This is a genomic window from Streptomyces sp. NPDC048664 (genome assembly GCF_040650555.1).
Lineage (GTDB): Bacteria > Actinomycetota > Actinomycetes > Streptomycetales > Streptomycetaceae > Streptomyces.
Genome location: NZ_JBEZHK010000015.1, coordinates 1 through 15,531, shown reverse-complemented (window position 1 = coordinate 15,531; position 15,531 = coordinate 1). Strand labels below are relative to the sequence as shown.

At 73.0% G+C, this 15,531-nt stretch carries 14 protein-coding genes and 2 pseudogenes; 7 read left to right on the top strand and 9 right to left on the bottom strand.

Annotated elements, in window-relative coordinates; genetic code table 11:
• The first annotated feature begins 76 nt into the window (after nt 1–76).
• Entirely contained in the window at nt 77–1,381 is a 1,305-nt protein-coding gene (locus AB0C59_RS17940) for an aromatic acid exporter family protein (RefSeq protein WP_363005519.1), read from the top strand.
• A gap of 23 nt (nt 1,382–1,404) precedes the next feature.
• On the opposite strand, the gene AB0C59_RS17935 is transcribed toward AB0C59_RS17940, so the two are convergent.
• The 3 genes from AB0C59_RS17935 to AB0C59_RS17925 form a co-directional block, all read right to left on the bottom strand.
• Nucleotides 1,405–2,130, bottom strand: coding sequence for a DUF2470 domain-containing protein (locus AB0C59_RS17935; protein ID WP_363005517.1), 726 nt, complete (start codon nt 2,128–2,130; stop codon nt 1,405–1,407).
• A gap of 112 nt (nt 2,131–2,242) precedes the next feature.
• Complete coding sequence (gene sigJ, locus AB0C59_RS17930; protein WP_363005514.1) at nt 2,243–3,133, bottom strand: RNA polymerase sigma factor SigJ; 891 nt, start codon at nt 3,131–3,133, stop codon at nt 2,243–2,245.
• A 78-nt stretch (nt 3,134–3,211) separates the two neighbouring features.
• Entirely contained in the window at nt 3,212–4,246 is a 1,035-nt protein-coding gene (locus AB0C59_RS17925) for a LacI family DNA-binding transcriptional regulator (RefSeq protein WP_363005512.1), read from the bottom strand.
• Nucleotides 4,247–4,470: 224 nt separating this feature from the next.
• Here AB0C59_RS17925 and AB0C59_RS17920 point away from each other — a divergent pair, with 224 nt between their 5' ends.
• From AB0C59_RS17920 to AB0C59_RS17900, 5 genes and pseudogenes are all read left to right on the top strand, one after another.
• Complete coding sequence (locus AB0C59_RS17920; protein ID WP_363005510.1) at nt 4,471–5,226, top strand: (Fe-S)-binding protein; 756 nt, start codon at nt 4,471–4,473, stop codon at nt 5,224–5,226.
• Nucleotides 5,227–5,254: 28 nt separating this feature from the next.
• Nucleotides 5,255–6,745 carry a LutB/LldF family L-lactate oxidation iron-sulfur protein gene (locus tag AB0C59_RS17915; RefSeq protein WP_363005508.1) on the top strand — a complete coding sequence of 497 codons (1,491 nt, stop codon included), beginning with the start codon at nt 5,255–5,257 and terminating at the stop codon, nt 6,743–6,745.
• Nucleotides 6,742–7,413, top strand: coding sequence for an LUD domain-containing protein (locus tag AB0C59_RS17910; RefSeq protein ID WP_363005506.1), 672 nt, complete (start codon nt 6,742–6,744; stop codon nt 7,411–7,413). The genes AB0C59_RS17915 and AB0C59_RS17910 overlap by 4 nt, the downstream gene beginning before the upstream one ends.
• Nucleotides 7,414–7,417: 4 nt before the next feature.
• A pseudogene (locus tag AB0C59_RS17905) lies at nt 7,418–8,305 on the top strand (ATP-binding cassette domain-containing protein); the annotation flags it as partial.
• A 165-nt stretch (nt 8,306–8,470) separates the two neighbouring features.
• Nucleotides 8,471–9,211 (top strand): DUF4142 domain-containing protein, encoded by a 741-nt coding sequence (locus AB0C59_RS17900; RefSeq protein WP_363005504.1) that lies wholly within the window; start codon nt 8,471–8,473, stop codon nt 9,209–9,211.
• Between the two features lie 8 nt (nt 9,212–9,219).
• Here the strand turns inward: AB0C59_RS17900 and AB0C59_RS17895 are convergent, their stop codons facing one another.
• From AB0C59_RS17895 to AB0C59_RS17885, 3 genes are read right to left on the bottom strand one after another with little or no spacing between them, the layout of a single operon-like run.
• Nucleotides 9,220–10,155 carry an ABC transporter substrate-binding protein gene (locus AB0C59_RS17895; protein WP_363005502.1) on the bottom strand — a complete coding sequence of 312 codons (936 nt, stop codon included), beginning with the start codon at nt 10,153–10,155 and terminating at the stop codon, nt 9,220–9,222.
• Complete coding sequence (locus tag AB0C59_RS17890) at nt 10,152–10,823, bottom strand: ABC transporter permease subunit (RefSeq protein WP_363005500.1); 672 nt, start codon at nt 10,821–10,823, stop codon at nt 10,152–10,154. The genes AB0C59_RS17895 and AB0C59_RS17890 overlap by 4 nt, the downstream gene beginning before the upstream one ends.
• Nucleotides 10,820–11,500 carry an ABC transporter permease gene (locus AB0C59_RS17885; protein ID WP_363005498.1) on the bottom strand — a complete coding sequence of 227 codons (681 nt, stop codon included), beginning with the start codon at nt 11,498–11,500 and terminating at the stop codon, nt 10,820–10,822. The genes AB0C59_RS17890 and AB0C59_RS17885 overlap by 4 nt, the downstream gene beginning before the upstream one ends.
• 190 nt (nt 11,501–11,690) lie before the next feature.
• Here AB0C59_RS17885 and AB0C59_RS17880 point away from each other — a divergent pair, with 190 nt between their 5' ends.
• Nucleotides 11,691–12,050: an ANTAR domain-containing protein gene (locus tag AB0C59_RS17880; RefSeq protein ID WP_363005496.1), complete on the top strand. Its 360-nt coding sequence runs from the start codon at nt 11,691–11,693 to the stop codon at nt 12,048–12,050.
• Nucleotides 12,051–12,322: 272 nt separating this feature from the next.
• Here AB0C59_RS17880 and AB0C59_RS17875 read toward each other — a convergent pair whose 3' ends face one another.
• The 3 genes and pseudogenes from AB0C59_RS17875 to AB0C59_RS17865 form a co-directional block, all read right to left on the bottom strand.
• Nucleotides 12,323–13,117 (bottom strand): SigB/SigF/SigG family RNA polymerase sigma factor, encoded by a 795-nt coding sequence (locus AB0C59_RS17875; RefSeq protein ID WP_363005494.1) that lies wholly within the window; start codon nt 13,115–13,117, stop codon nt 12,323–12,325.
• A 346-nt stretch (nt 13,118–13,463) separates the two neighbouring features.
• Nucleotides 13,464–13,903 (bottom strand): annotated as a pseudogene (locus AB0C59_RS17870) (1,4-alpha-glucan branching enzyme); the annotation flags it as partial.
• 41 nt (nt 13,904–13,944) lie between these two features.
• The gene (locus tag AB0C59_RS17865; protein ID WP_363005492.1) at nt 13,945–15,345 is read right to left on the bottom strand and encodes a maltokinase; all 1,401 of its coding nucleotides are present in this window, start codon (nt 15,343–15,345) and stop codon (nt 13,945–13,947) included.
• Nucleotides 15,346–15,531: the final 186 nt, after the last annotated feature.

The window sequence follows — 15,531 nt, the reverse complement described above, 5'->3', positions numbered from 1 at the left end:
CACGGGCGGTGCTCACCGGAAGTCCTCGTGACCGCGGGTACGTTCAGGGACCGGGTGAGCGGGAAGGGCCCAAGGGATGCGAGATGTGCGTGACACGAGGGCCGCGGCCCTCTCGGGGATCCTGAGCCAGGTCAGGGAGCGGATCGCGAGGTGGCGTCGGCTGCCCGAGGTCGTCCAGGCGGTGCGTTCGACCGCGGCCGCGACCGTGGCGTACGTGATCGCCGTACGCGTCAGCCCGGAGCCCGCTCCCCTGACGGCCCCGCTGACCGCCCTGCTGGTCGTCCAGGTGACCCTGTACGCGACGATCACGAGCGGGGTGCGGCGGGTCAACTCCGTCGTCGCCGGTGTCGTCATCGCCATCGGGTTCAGCGGCCTGGTCGGCCTGACCTGGTGGAGCCTCGCCCTCGTGATCCTCGCCTCGCTGGCCGTCGGCCATCTGGTGCGCGTCCACGAGTTCGTGCCCGAGGTGGCGATCAGCGCGATGCTGATCCTCGGGGTGACCCAGGTGGGCGGCGCGGCCTGGGCGCGGGTCCTGGAGACCCTGATCGGCGCCGCGGTGGGCCTGGGGACCAACCTGTTCTTCGCGCCCCCCGTGTGGGTGGGGGTCGCCGGTGAGTCCATCGAGGGCCTCGCCCGCCGGGTGCGCCAGCTGATGCTGAGGGTCGCGGAGGACGCCACGGGCACCGCGCCCCCCGTTCAGGCGACCGCGAGGCTGTACGAGGCGCGCCGGCTCGACCACGAGATCGTCGAGGTGGACGCGGCGCTGCGGCAGGCGGAGGACAGCCTCAAGCTCAACCCCCGGGTCCGCGAGGGCCTGCTGCACCGCATCGTGCTGCGTACCGGCCTCGACACACTGGAGATCGTCACGGTCGTGCTGCGGGTGATCGCCCGCACACTCGCCGACCTCGCCAAGGCACGGGAGCCCAAGCCCCTGTTCGGACCCGAGATCGGGCCCGTCCTCGGGCGGCTGCTGTCCGAGATCGGCGACGCGGTGGTCAGCTTCGCGGTGCTGGTGACGACGGACGTCAGCCGCAGCGCCGAGTCGGCGGAGAGCCGACTGGCCGAGGAACTGGCCACGGCGGGCGCGACCCGCGACGCCCTGGCCCGGCTGCTGCTGGAGGAGGTCCGGCACGACCCCCGCCAGTGGCAGTTCCACGGCGCGGTCCTGACCGAGGTCAACCGCATCCTGGACGAGCTGGACACGGAGCACCGCACCCGCCGCCTGCTGGAGGAGTTGGACCGCAGCGGCCGCGAACAGCGCGAGCGCAACCCGCGCCTGGCCAGGCTGCGGGACCTCGTCGGCACCCCGCGCCTCGCACGGCTGCGCGGGCTGTGGCCGGGCGGCCGCAACCGCGCGACCCCGCCCGGGCGTTCACCGTAGAGACCGCGCGCCGGCCGTTCACCTCACCACTCGTCGTCCGTGCGCTGCCGCTGGAGCGCACGGGGGCAGGCGGCCCGTCCCGCCTGGGCGAGCAGCACCTGCATGCGCTCGGTCAGCTGGGCCACGTCCTCGGCGGGCTGATGGAACGTCAACCGGGCGTCGCCGTGGTCCCCGGCCCGTTCGACGCGCAGGGTCAGGCCATGGCGGTCGACGGCCAGCGGCCGTACGCGGACGGCGCCCTGCAGGCAGTCGGGGTCGACGAGGCCGGCGAGCCGTTCGACGGCGTCCGGGTGGGCGTCGGCCAGATGGGTGAGCAGCCGGGCCTCGGCCTCGGCGAGCGGGTCGGGCTCGGCGGTGGCGTACTCCTGGAGATCCACCACGGCGACACCGTTCGAGCGGCGCAGCGCCACCCGGGTCGGTTCGAAGGCGAGCCGGTCGTCCTCGCGCACGAGGCGGCCGGCCAGCCAGAGTCGGGCACGGATGCGGGACCGCATGGGGACGGGCGCCACATCGGCGAACTCCAGCACGGCGCACGGCTCCGAGCGCGGTGTGCAGATCGCGGCGGTGAACAGCACGCTGTCCGCGGGCGGGCGCAGCAGCATCCGGCCGTCCTCGGTGACGGTGTGCGCGGCGATCAGCTCTTCCCGCCCGCTCTCCGCGGTCACCGCGCAGGACGACGCCACGGCCGACACCGAGCGGGCACGCTGGGCCGCGGAGGGCGCGGCCGTCCAGGCATGACGGTCAGCCATCCCAACCTCCTTAGGTAAGCCTTGCCTAACTTATCGGAGTTCGAGGTGCGCGCCAAGCTCATGCCCACGGCGATCCGAGGTCGCGGACGGACACGCGGGCGAGGACGTGCGATCACGCCGCCGTCGGAAGGTCCAGCCGCTTCAGGCGCTCGGGGTCCGACAGGATGTAGAGGGCGGTGATCCTGCCGTTCGCCACGGTGGCGGTCATGACCGACATCGCCCGGCCCTCGGGCGCCGTGACGACCCCGATCGCGCCGTTGACCAGCACGAGCCGCGCGTGCGGGGAGTACTGCCGGAACAGGAACGCGCCCCTGGCCACGGTCTCCGCGCCGCGGGCCACCTTGGACGCGGCGAGACCGGTGACCAGAGGTCCCGAGTCCGCGCGCAGGACGACGTCCGGGTCCAGGACGGCGACCAGGGCCTCGAAGTCGCCCGCGCGGGACGCCGCGAGGAACGCCTCCACGGCCTCCCGCTGCCGGCCGAGATCCGGGTCGGCCGCGGGCTGCGCGCCGCGGACCCTGCGGCGGGCGCGGCTCGCCAGCTGCCGGGTCGCGGCGGTCGTGCGGTCCACGATGGGCGCGATGTCCTCGAAGGGCACCGCGAACATGTCGTGCAGCACGAAGGCCAGCCGCTCGGCGGGATCCAGCGCCTGGAGCACCACGAGCAGGGCGATCCCGACCGAGTCGGCCAACAGCGCCTCGCCCTCCGGGTCGACCCGCCCCAGGTCGGTGACGACCGGGTCCGGCACGAAGGTGTCCGTGAGGGGTTCCTCGCGGTGCGCGCCGCGGAAACGGAGCGTGTCGAGGCAGATCCGGCCGACGACCGTGGTGAGCCACCCCCCGAGATTGCGCACCTGGGCCAGGTCGGTGCGGCCGAGCCGCAGCCAGGCCTCCTGGACCGCGTCCTCCGCCTCGCTCAGCGAGCCCAGCATCCGGTAGGCCACGGCGCGCAGCTGCCCACGGTGCTCCTCGAAGCGCTCGGCCAGCAGATCCTCGTCCCCCATCGGTCCCCCGTCTCCCCGACCCGCCCCGCGCGGGTGCCGCACCGATCCAAGCACGCCGCCCGCGCCCGGTGCCACGCGTCAGGGAGCCTGGCGCGGCACGAGACTGGAGCGGCGTACGACCAGTTCCGGCTGGAGCACGACCCGTCGGTGCTCGTGCGCGCGCGCCCCGGGGCGCGCCGCCGTCTCCTCCAGCAGCAGCTCCGCGGCGAGCGTGCCCATGGTGATGGCGGGCTGCCGTACGGACGTGAGCGGGACGGCGGCCGCCGCCGCGAACTCGATGTCGTCGTAGCCGACGATGGCGAGTTCGTCGGGAACGCTGACACCCGCCGCGTACATCGCCTGGAGCACGCCGAGCGCGAGCAGGTCGTTGGCGCAGAAGACGGCGCTCGGACGCCGCACGAGCCCGAGGAGCCGGGCACCGGCGTCCCGGCCCGCCGCGACGTCGAGGCGCTCGGTGGGCAGCTCCCGCAGCACCTCGGGGCCGAGCCCCGCCTCGGCCAGCGCGTTCAGGGCGCCCGTCCGACGGTCCCGGACCTGGTGGAGCCCGGGAGGCCCGCTGACGTAGGCGAGGGAGCGGTGCCCGGCGTCGATCAGATGCCGTACGGCCAGGGCGCCGCCCGCGATGTCGTCGACCGACACCGAGCACTCGGTGGTGCCCTCCGCCACCCGGTCCACCAGCACGAACGGGATGCCGTGGCGCCGGAACGCCTCGATGTTGCGGCCGGTGGCGTCGGCCGGGGTGAGCAGGACCCCACGCACCCGCTGCTCCGCGAAGAGCGCCAGGTAGTCGGCCTCCTCGGCGGGGTTCTGCGCACTGTTGCAGACCATCACGCCGAGCCCCGCGCCGCGGGCGGCACGCTCGGCGCCGCGGGCCACGTCCACGAAGAACGGGTTTCCCATGTCCAGGACGAGCAGCCCCATGATCCGGCTGCGGCCGGCCCGCAGCTGGCGCGCCGACTCGCTGCGCACATAGCCGAGCCGGTCGATCGCGGACTGCACCCGGGCCCGGGTCTCGGTCGCGACCGTCTCGGGGCGGTTGATGACGTTCGAGACCGTGCCCACGGAGACTCCGGCGGCGCGGGCGACGTCCTTGATACCCACCGACTGGGTCATCGAGCGGGGACCTCCAGGAAGCGAAGCGGCTAGAAGCGGCGGGCTGTCTTCACATTACCGTCACCACCCCTACGGCGAACCCGCCCATGCGGGGCGAACACGTCTCGAACGGCTCCCCGGGGCGCGGTGGAACGCCCGGGCCCGGCTCGCCGCGCCGTGTCCGGCACCAGGGCGCACCGACCGACTACCCTGCACTCGTCCGTCGATCGACCAGCGGGGGCGCGATGCGTGTCGCTCTGTTCCTCACCTGCGTCAACGACACGCTCTGTCCGGACACCGGCCGGGCCGTGGTGAGGCTGCTGACCAGGCTGGGCGTGGACGTCGACTTCCCGATGGCGCAGACCTGTTGCGGGCAGGCCCACTACAACACCGGATACCGCCGCCAGGCGGAGCCGCTCGCGGTGAGGTACGCCGACGTCTTCCGGGAGTACGACGCCGTCGTGACCCCGTCCGGCTCCTGCGCGGCGATGGTGAGGGAGCTGTATCCGCGCCTGGGCCGGCGGGCGCGGGAGGAAGGGCGGGGAGAGTCCCTCGCGGACGCCCTGGCCCCCGTGGTCCCCAAGACCTTCGAACTCACCGAGTTCCTGGTGGACGTGCTCGACGTGACGGACGTGGGCGCCTACTACCCGCACCGGGTGACCTACCACCCGACGTGCCACGGACTGCGCGGACTCGGCCTGGGCGACCGTCCGGCGCGGCTGCTGCGGGCCGTGCGGGGGCTGGAGTTGGCCGAGTTGCCGGGCGCCGAGGAGTGCTGCGGCTTCGGCGGCACGTTCGCGGTGAAGAACCCGGACGTCTCGGCCGCCATGGGGGCCGACAAGGTCCGCGCCGCCCGGTCCACGGGCGCCGAGGTGCTGTGCGCTGCCGACAGTTCCTGCCTGATGCACCTCGGCGGCACGATGGCACGGATGGAGGCGGGGATGCGCCCGGTGCACATCGCGGAGATCCTGGCGAGCACGGAGGAGGAGCCATGGGGATGAGCCGCCTCGACGGCCAGGAGGTCCGCGCATGAGCGGGACGTTCCTCGGCATGCCCGCGTTCCCCGAGGCGGCACGGGAGGCGGTCCGGGACACGACCCTGCGCGGCAATCTGCGGCACGCCACGCACACCATCCGCGCCAAGCGCGCCCAGGCGGTCGCGGAGCTGTCCGACTGGGCGGCGCTGCGCGAGGCGGGACGGCAGATCAAGGACCACACACTGCGCCACCTGGACCGCTACCTGGTGCAGTTGGAGGAGGCGGTGACCGCCGCCGGCGGCGTCGTGCACTGGGCCGCCGACGCGGAGGAGGCCAACCGGATCGTGGGCGACCTGGTCAGGGCGACCGGCGAGTCGGAGGTCGTCAAGGTCAAGTCGATGGCCACCCAGGAGATCGGCCTCAACGAGGCGCTGCGGGCGCGGGGCATCCGGGCGTACGAGACCGATCTCGCCGAACTGATCGTGCAGTTGGGCCGGGACCGGCCCTCCCACATCCTGGTCCCCGCGATCCACCGCAACCGCGGGGAGATCCGCGACATCTTCGCCTCCGAGATGGGCGACTGGGGCCGGCCGGCACCCGAGGGCCTCACCGACTCGCCGGCCGAACTGGCCGAGGCGGCCCGACTCCACCTGCGGGAGAAGTTCCTGCGCGCGAAGGTGGGCGTCTGCGGTGCCAACTTCATGGTCGCCGAGACCGGCACCCTGGTCGTCGTCGAGTCGGAGGGCAACGGGCGGATGTGCCTCACCCTGCCCGAGACACTGATCGCGGTCGTCGGCATCGAGAAGGTCGTGCCGACCTGGCGGGACCTGGAGGTGTTCCTGCAGACGCTGCCCCGCTCCTCCACCGCCGAGCGCATGAACCCGTACACGAGCATGTGGACGGGGACGGTGGACGATCCGGACGGCGACGGCCCGCGGAGCTTCCACCTGGTCCTGCTCGACAACGGCCGCACCGACACCCTCGCCGACCGGGTCGGGCGCCAGGCGCTGCGCTGCATCCGCTGCTCGGCCTGCCTGAACGTCTGCCCCGTGTACGAGAGGGCGGGCGGCCACGCCTACGGCTCGGTGTACCCCGGCCCGATCGGCGCCATCCTCAGCCCGCAACTGCGCGGCACGCGGAGCGAGATCGACGCCTCGCTGCCGTACGCCTCCTCGCTCTGCGGCGCGTGCTACGAGGTGTGCCCGGTGGCGATCGACATCCCCGAGGTGCTGGTGCACCTGAGGGAGCGGGTGGTGGAGGGCGGGCCCGTGACCCGGGCGGGCAACAAGGTGGTGCTGCGGCCTGCCAAGGGGCATGCCGCCGAGCGGGCGGCGATGCGGGCGGCCCGCTGGGCGTTCAGCCATCCGGGGGTTCTGCGCGCGGGTCAGCGGATGGCGTCCCGGTCGCGTCGCTTCGCGCCTCGGACGCTGCCGGGCCCCGGACGGGCGTGGAGCGCGAGCCGGGATCTGCCCCCGCTGCCCGCGGAACCCTTCCGGGACTGGTGGCGGCGCACACGCGAGGAGAGCGGAGGAGGACCGCGATGAACGGCAGGGAGCTGGTGCTCGGCCGGGTGCGGCGCGCGCTCGCGGGCACCGGGGACGGCGACGCGGCGGACGACCCGCCGTATGCGCGTGCCGTGTCCCGGGACTACCTGCGCCGGCACGGTGAGCGCACCGCCCGGGAGACGGTGGAACTGCTGGCGGAGAACCTGGCGGACTACCGGGCGATCGTGCACCGCGCCGACGGCCCCGGGCTGCCCGGCGTGCTGGCGCGGCTGCTCGCCGCGCGCGGCGCACGGACCGTGCTGGTGCCGCCGGGGCTGCCGTCCCACTGGCTGACCGGCGTCGAGCGGGTTCCCGACCGCCTGGAGAGCACCCCTCGCGAACTGGACCTGGTCGACAGCGTGGTCACCGGCTGCGCGGTCGCGGTGGCCGAGACCGGGACCCTCGTCCTGGACGGCTCGCCCGACCAGGGCCGCCGCCGCATCACCCTGGTCCCCGACCACCACGTGTGCGTCGTACGGGTGCCCGACCAGGTCGTGGACTCCGTCCCGCAGGCGCTGGAGCGGCTCGCCGCGACCCGCCCGCTGACCTGGATCTCGGGGCCGTCCGCGACGAGTGACATCGAGTTGGACCGGGTGGAGGGGGTGCACGGTCCGCGCACCCTGGAGGTGGTGCTGGTGAGCGGGGAGCGGGCGCCGCGGCTAGCGTGAGGGGATGATCCGGTTCGAGGCGGTCACCAAGCGCTATCCGGACGGCACGACGGCCGTGGCGGATCTGTCCTTCGAGGTGGCCGAGGGCGAGCTGGTCGCGCTCGTGGGGCCGTCGGGCTGCGGCAAGACGACCACGATGATGATGGTGAACCGGCTCATCGAGCCCACCGCCGGAAGGGTCCTCGTGGACGGCGAGGACGTCGCGGCTCTCGACCCGGTACGGCTGCGGCGCCGGATCGGCTATGTGATCCAGCAGGTGGGCCTGTTCCCGCACCGGACCGTGCTGGACAACACGGCGACCGTGCCCTCCCTGCTCGGCTGGAGGAAAGCGAAGGCCCGGGAGCGCGCGGCCGAGTTGCTCTCCCTGGTGGGCCTGGACCCCGCGACGTACGGGCCGCGCTACCCGGACCAGTTGTCGGGCGGGCAGCGGCAACGGGTGGGGGTGGCGAGGGCGTTGGCGGCGGATCCGCCGGTGCTGCTGATGGACGAGCCGTTCGGGGCGGTCGACCCCGTGGTGCGGGAGCAACTGCAGGACGAGTTCCTGCGGATGCAGTCCACGCTGCGCAGGACGGTGCTGCTCGTGACGCACGACATCGGTGAGGCGGTGCGGCTCGGCGACCGGGTCGCAGTGTACGGGCAGGGCCGGATCGCGCAGTTCGACACGCCGGGCACGGTGCTGGGGGCGCCCGCGACGCCGGAGGTCGCCCGCTTCCTGGGCACGGACCGCGAGCCGCGGCGGCCGGCCGTCGTACGGCTCGACGACACCGCCGGGCGGGCGGTGGGGCGGATGCGGGGGCAGGGGGTGCGGTGGGCGGTGGTGGTCGACGAGGACGGGGAGCTGTGCGGGTGGGTGGGGTCCGGGGACCTCGGGGCGGGCGGGGTGGTGCGCGACCACGTACGGCGGACCGTGTGACGGGGATACGCCCCGACCCCGGGTCGTCGGCACCGCACCCCCACCGGGCTTTGCCGGGGCTTGAAGAAATTTTGCCGGGGAGTGATCGATCCGGGCTCGGCGTACGTATCCAGGGGCGTAGGAACGTTCGCTCATGGAGGCAGCATGCCCATCTCCCGCAGCATGGCAGGAACCGTCTTCGTGGCCGGTGCGCTGGGACTGACCGTCGCCGCCCTCGTCTACCCCGCCATGCTCGGCGTGCAGACCGCGTCCAGCTCACCGGACCGGGTCATCGCCGACACCCGCTACGGCCCGCTCACCGAGACCGACCGGGACTTCGTGGTCAAGGTGCGGTCCGCCGGACTGTGGGAGTACCCGTTGGGCGAGATCGCGCTGCGCAAGGGCTCCACGCCTCAGATGCGGGAGGCGGGCAAGCACCTGATCGTGGGGCATGCGGGGCTGGACGCGATGTGCCGGAAGATCGCCCCGGAGCTGGGCGTCACCCTGCCCAACCAGGCCACCCCGCAGCAGCAGCAGTTCGTGGCGACGTCCTCGGCCGCCTCCGGCAAGGAGTTCGACAGCACCGCCGCCACCATCATGCGGATCACGCACGGCCAGATCTTCCCGGCCATCGCCAAGGTCCGGGCCACCACCAAGAACACGCTGGTACGGCAGCTCGCCGACCTGGCCAACGACACCGTCCTGGACCACATCACCGTGCTGGAGAAGACGGGCACGGTCGACTTCGAGCAGGTGCTGTTCCAGCAGAGCACTCCGCCGAAGCTCCCGAAGGACCAGGTCACCCCGCCCCCGCCGCAGCCGGGTGCCCCGATGGTCGTCCTCACCCCCCGCCCCGACCTGAACATCCGGACCGCCTCCCCCTCCCCCACCCCGGCGGTCGGCTGAGGACGCCGTCACCTCAGCAGGCCCTTGTCCCGGAGGTAGGTGCGGGCCACGTCCTCGGGCAGGCGCCGCCAGTCGTCCACCTGCCTGGTCAGCGAGGTCAGGTCCTGTGTGGTGAGGACCGCGTTGAGGGCGTCGAGTGCCCTGGTGGCGCGCGCGGCGCCGGCGCGGGAGCGGTTGACGACCGGGACGACGTGGTCCGCGTTCTGCAGATGCCTGTCGTCGTCGAGCAGGACCAGGCCGAAGTCGTCGAGTGTCGCGTCCGTCGTGGTGGTGAGCACCATCTGGTCCTGGCCGCCCTGCACGGCGCGCTTGGCCGGGGTGGTGCCGACGCCCTTGGGGTCGACACCGGTGATGTCGATGCCGTACACCGCCTTCAGACCCGGTGCGCAGTACGCCCGCCGTACGCATTCGTCGCCGGCCGCGAGCCGCACCCGCAGCCCTGAACGCCCGAGGTCGCTCAGCGTCCTCAGACGGTGCCGGCGGGCGTAGGCCCGGCTGACGGCGAAGGCGTTCTGGTCCATGGCACGGCCCGGGTCGAGCACCGTGAGTCCGCGGGGTGCGGCCAGGCTGCGCAGGGCCTTCATGGTGGCGGCCAGGTCGGGCGAGCCGACCGGAGCGGCCCGCGCGCCATGGGTCTTGGCGTTCAGCCAGTCGGCGAAGGTGGCCGCGTACTCCGGGACGACATCGATCTGCCCCGACTCCAGGGCGGGTTCGTACAGTTCGCGGTTGGCGACGGTGGTCAGGGACGTCGTGTAGCCGGCCTGGTCCAGCAGCAGCGCGTACATGTGGGCGAGCAGGTCGCTGCCGGTGAACCCGGCGGATCCCACGGTCAGATGCCGGCTGTCACCGGGGGGCGCGGTGACCCGGTCGCGGGTCTCCAGCGAGGGGCCGGAGGCGCACCCGCAGACCAGCAGCAGGCACACGAGCGCAGCCCGCCGCCTCACCGCGGGCCTCCCGACCGGCGCGGCACCAGCCTCTCGACGGTCTCGAAGGCTCCTTCCACGGCCAGCGCGAACACGGCCACCAGGACGGCCCCGGCCACGACCTGTGGCGTACTGGCCAGGTTGAAACCCGCGGTGATGATGCGGCCCAGTCCCCCGCCCCCCGCGAGCGCGGCGAGGGTGGCGGTCGCGACGAGTTGCACCGCCGCGAGCCGTACCCCGTTCAGGAGCATGGGGAGGGACAGGGGCAGTTCCACCCGCATCAGCGCCTGCCGCCCGGTCATGCCCATCCCCCGCGCCGCCCGCACCACGTCGCGGTCGACCTCCCGCATGCCGACGTACGCGTTGGTGAGCAGCGGGGGCACGGCGAACAGCACGAGGGCGACGACGGTCGGTCCCTGGCCCCAGGCACCGACGGGGGTGAGCAGAAGGAGCACCAGCACGGCGAAGGTGGGGATCGCACGGCCGATGTTGGAGATGTTGATCGCGAGCGCGCCTCCTTTGCCGAGGTGCCCGAGGACCAGGGCGACCGGCAGGGCGATCAGGCAGCTGATCACGAGGCACCCGCAGGTCAGGAGGGCGTGCTGCGCCAGCCGGTGCCCGATGCCGTCGTCGCCCGCCCAGTGCGCGGGGTCGGTGAGCCAGCGCCAGGTGTCGCCGAGCGTCCTCATCGGCGTCTCCCCCTGGCCCAGGGGGTGATCAGCCACTGGACCCCGAGGAGCAGCAGATCGGCCGCCACCGCGATCACCACGCACAGGACGGACGCGGTCAGCACCTGCGCCTTGAAGTAGGTGTTCATGCCCGCGTAGATCAGGTTCCCGAGGCCGCCGAAGCCGACGATGGCCCCCACCGTGACCAGGGAGACGGCCGAGACGGTGGCGATGCGCAGGCCGGCCATGGCGGCGGGCAGGGCGAGCGGCAGCTCGACGGTGAGCAGCAGCCGGACGGGACCGTATCCGAGGCCGCGGGCGGCCTGCCGGGTCTCCTCGGGAACGGCCCGCAGCCCGGCGAGGATGTTCCGTACGAGCAGGGTCAGCGAGTAGAGCACGAGACCGGCGACGACCAGCGCCGCCGAGAGCCCGTACAGCGGCAGGAGCAGCGAGAACATCGCCAGCGAGGGAATCGTGTAGAGGACCGTGGTGAGGGCGAGGACGGGCGGGGCGGCCCACTTCCAGCGCCGGGCCGCCAGGGCGAGCGGGACGGCCACGGCGAGGCCGATGAGCACGGACAGGGCGGTCAGCCGCAGATGCTGGAGCGCCGCGTCCAGGAGGATGTGGCGGCGGGTGCGCAGATAGGCTCCGCAGATCCAGTCGTTGCGGGCGAGGCAGTCCCGCGGGGGCGTGCTCACGGGTCCATTGCACCGGCAGGTCACCGGGCGTGCGCGTTGGGCTGGCCCGTTGGGGCGTCACCGGGCGCCGTGGACCGCGCGTGTCCGGATGTGCCCCTTCCCCCGGCTCGCGCGCACCTGGTCGTATGGTGACGATGAGCAGGAACAGGGCTTCGCCCTCGTCGATCGCCACGGCCACCCGGAGGGAACGATGACCTCGAATGCCTGTCCGGGACAGGATGAGCCGGACACCACCGCGAACGCCGAGGCGTCGCGGATCCTCCAGCTGGAGGAGGAGGTCGGCCAGCTCAAGGAGGCGGTGGCCTCGCACGCGGTCGTGGACCAGGCCATCGGGATGCTCGTGGCCCTCGGGCACGTCACCCCCGATCAGGGGTGGGAGGTGCTCCGCGAGGTCTCCCAGCACGCCAACATCAAGCTGCGCAATGTCGCGGAGATGATACTCGTCTGGGGTCGGGGCGGAAGCCTGCCGGAGGATCTCCGCGCCCTCCTGGAGGACACCCTCGACCGCTGCGGTCCCGCGCAGCTTCCGGAGGATCCGCCGGCGCGCTGAGACCGGGGGTGCCGCCCGACCCGCCGGGCCAATCGGCTTCCGGTTCCACCTCGTTGCGCGCCGCGGCCCCGTGTTTCAAAAGTCCCCTCGCGGATAGTCCGGAAGGTGTCGGCACACTGGCCCAACCGTTCCCGGGAGGGTTCGGCAGTGAGCCCGCCGCAAACGGCCGCCCGGTCGGCGAGCGGACCGGACGGCCGGATGCCCGCCGGCCCCGCCTTCCCAGGCGTCGGCCGCGCGGGCTGCGCCGTCCCCGCCCCAGGAGCCGTCCGCCCTCAGGAGCGGTCGGCGAGGGCCTCCTCCCGCACCCGCGCGCAGCAGCCGGTCAGCAGACGTGAGACGTGCATCTGGGAGATGCCGAGCTGGTCCGCGATGCGGCTCTGGGTCATCCCTCGGAAGTAGCGCAGGTAGAGGATGGTGCGTTCACGCTCCGGCAGGGCCCGCAGGCACGGTTTGACGGCCTCGCGGTCGACTATCAGGTCGTACCCCGAGTCGGAGTCGCCCAGGGCGTCGCCGAGCGCGTATCCGTCGTCGCTGCCCGACACCTCCGCGTCCAGGGAGAGCGCGGTGAAGCTCTCCATCGCCTCCAGCCCCACCCGGACGTCGTCCTCACTCAGCTGCGCGTAGGCGGCGATCTCGGCGACGGTCGGGCCGCGCCCCGGAGGCTCCTGCGACATCTCCTTCATGGCCGTACGCACCCGGTTGCGCAGGTCCTGGACGCGGCGGGGCACATGGAGCACCCACATGTGGTCGCGGAAGTGGCGCTTTATCTCGCCGGTGATGGTCGGGATCGCATAGCTCTCGAAGGCGTAGCCACGCGCCGGTTCGTAGCGGTCGACCGCCTTGACCAGGCCCAGCGCCGCGACCTGGCACAGGTCCTCGACGGACTCGCCCCGGCCGCGGTAGCGGCGGGCGATGCGCTCCGCCATGGGGAGCCACGACCGGACGATGGCGTCGCGCTGCGCCCGCCGTTCCGGTCCCTCACCCAGCTCGTGCAGACGTTCGAAGGCGGCGGTGGTGTCGGGGGCGTCGTCGTGCGGGTGCTGCTTCGCTTTGACGGTGATGCGCATGGTGCTCAACTCCCCAGGGGGGTGACTGGGACAGTCGCCATGGGAGGACGCGCTCACCGCGCACACGGGGCACACCCGGGGCCTGATGGGCCGGCTCCCACGGACGTGCCTCCTGTCCGAAGCACTGCCCGGCATATTCCCGAATACCGCCGCGCCAAACAAATTCCACGTCGATTCCCACGGGAATTCCCGCCGCATTACCGGGCGATTACCGAGTGAATTCAAGCGGATTCCGTACGCGACTTTCCTTACGCGGCTTCCGAGGTGCACGCGTTCATGCTGGTGTGAGCCAGAGGGTGGTGAGTGGGGGGAGGGTACCGGTGGCGTCGTGGCAGAGGAAGGCGGGCGACCGCATCGGGTGCCCGGTCCCGTTCCAGAAGTTGAAACTCCCGCACACCCGTACTCCGCGGGCGTTCGGCGCCCACACCGTGAACCGGGCCCCGACACCCCGGCGTGCGTCATCACCCGCGCCCCCAACGCCGGCAGGAACCGGTAGGAGTCGTCGCTCTCCACCACGCCGTCCGCGTAGGCCACCAGAAGCCGGTAGTCCGGCACGCCCGCCAGCGCCGGCAGCCCGGAGAAGAAGCCGTCTCCGTCGGCGTACAACTCGCACCACGCGTCGCCCATCACGACGGTGACCGAGAGCGCGCCGGGACGCAGCACCCGCAGGACCACCCCGTCGGGCACCGGGTGCGCGCCGAGCACCGCGTGCGGATCGTGGTGGGTTCCCGACAGCAGCCGGTCCCTGTCCCCCTGCTCGACGGGGGCGGGGCTCGGGGTGGCCAGCCGTGCCGAGGTGAAGGGTGGTCGGTCCGCGAGGGGTGCGGTCACGGTGTCAGCCTCCTCAGGGCGGGGCGTTCGGCGAGGCGCTCGATCGCCGCCATCGGCACGGGCAGCCAGTCGGGGCGGTGCCGGGCCTCGTACAGGACCTCGTACACGGCACGGTCCGTCTCGTAGGCGCGCAGCAGTTCCGGTTCGGCCCGGGGGTCCCAGCCGGCCTCGGCCGCGTAGCCCGCGCAGTAGGCCTCGCGGCAGCGCAGCGCCCAGTCCGGGCGCCAGGGGCGGCGGGCGTGGGCGGCGTACTCGAAGGAGCGGAGCATGCCCGCGACATCGCGTACGGGTGACTGCGCGCGGCGCCGCTCGGGCAGCGGGCGCGCCGGTTCGCCCTCGAAGTCGATGACGTGCCAATGCCGTTCCGCCCGCAGCACCTGCCCGAGATGCAGATCGCCGTGGATGCGCTGGGCGGGCCGTGGCGTGGCCAGTGAGGCCAGTTCGGTGAAGGCCGAGCGCAACCCGGAGGCGTACGGCAGCAGTTCCGGTACGGCATGGGTGGCGTCCCGCAGCCGCCCGGCCATGCCGGACGCCAGCCGTCGGCTCTCGGGCGCGCCCTGGAACTGGACGGGGAACGCGGCGGCGAGCGCCAGATGCACCTCGGCCGTGGCCCGCCCCATCTCGTACGCCTCCTCGGTGAAGTCACGTTCCGCCGCCAGGGCCGTGAGCGCCAGTGCCCAGCCGTCGACCCCGCCGGGCAGGAACGGCTGGAGCACGCCGAGCGTCGCGTCCCACGGGCTCGACGTACGGAACCAGGCCACCGGCGCGGGCACCCGGGTGCAGCCCTGACGGGCCAGCGCCCAGGGCACCTCCAGGTCCGGGTTGATGCCGGGCCGCACTCGGCGGAAGATCTTCAGGATGTACGTGTCGCCGTACACCAGCGAGGAGTTGGACTGCTCGGCTTCGAGAAGGCGCGGCTGGAGCCCGGAGGGGATCGCCACGCGCCGGTCGCTCTCGAAGCGCAGGGCGCCCGTGGTGCCCGGGGCGCGCAGCAGTTCCAGGAGCAGAGACGCCGAGCACGGATCCTGCAGGGCGTCGTACACCAGCAGTCCGGCGAGCGGCCCCTCGGTCACCCGGCCGAGGACGGCTGCCGGGGCGAGCCGCGGTGGCAGCGATTCCCTGATGCCGAGGAGGAGTTGGTAGCAGTCATGGGCCGCGCCGCCGCCCGGCCGTCCCGACCCGGGCAGCTCGGCGTGTTCGGCGCGCAGGAGCAGATGCAGGCAGTCCGGCCGCAGTTCGGTCACCGACAGGAGCGCCAGGTCCGTGACGGCGCACCCCTTGCCCGCGAACCACCGCTGGCGCGGCAGCCAGTGGCGCAGCAGGCCCGACAGCGAGGGGAGCAGCGCGGCGGAGTCGAGGCTGTCCGGGCGGAGCGTGGCGGTCTGGGTCTTCGGCATGGCGTCACGTCCTTTCCGTGGCGGCCGTCGGATCAGTGGCGGCCAGGTGTCAACTGCCGACGAACAGGTTGACCTTGGTGGCGGCGGGGACGTCCTTGCGTAGGCGGAACCAGTAGAAGCCGTGGCCTGCGAGGGTGAGGAGGTAGGGGAGTTCTCCGATGGGGGGGAAGCGGACCTGGCCGATGA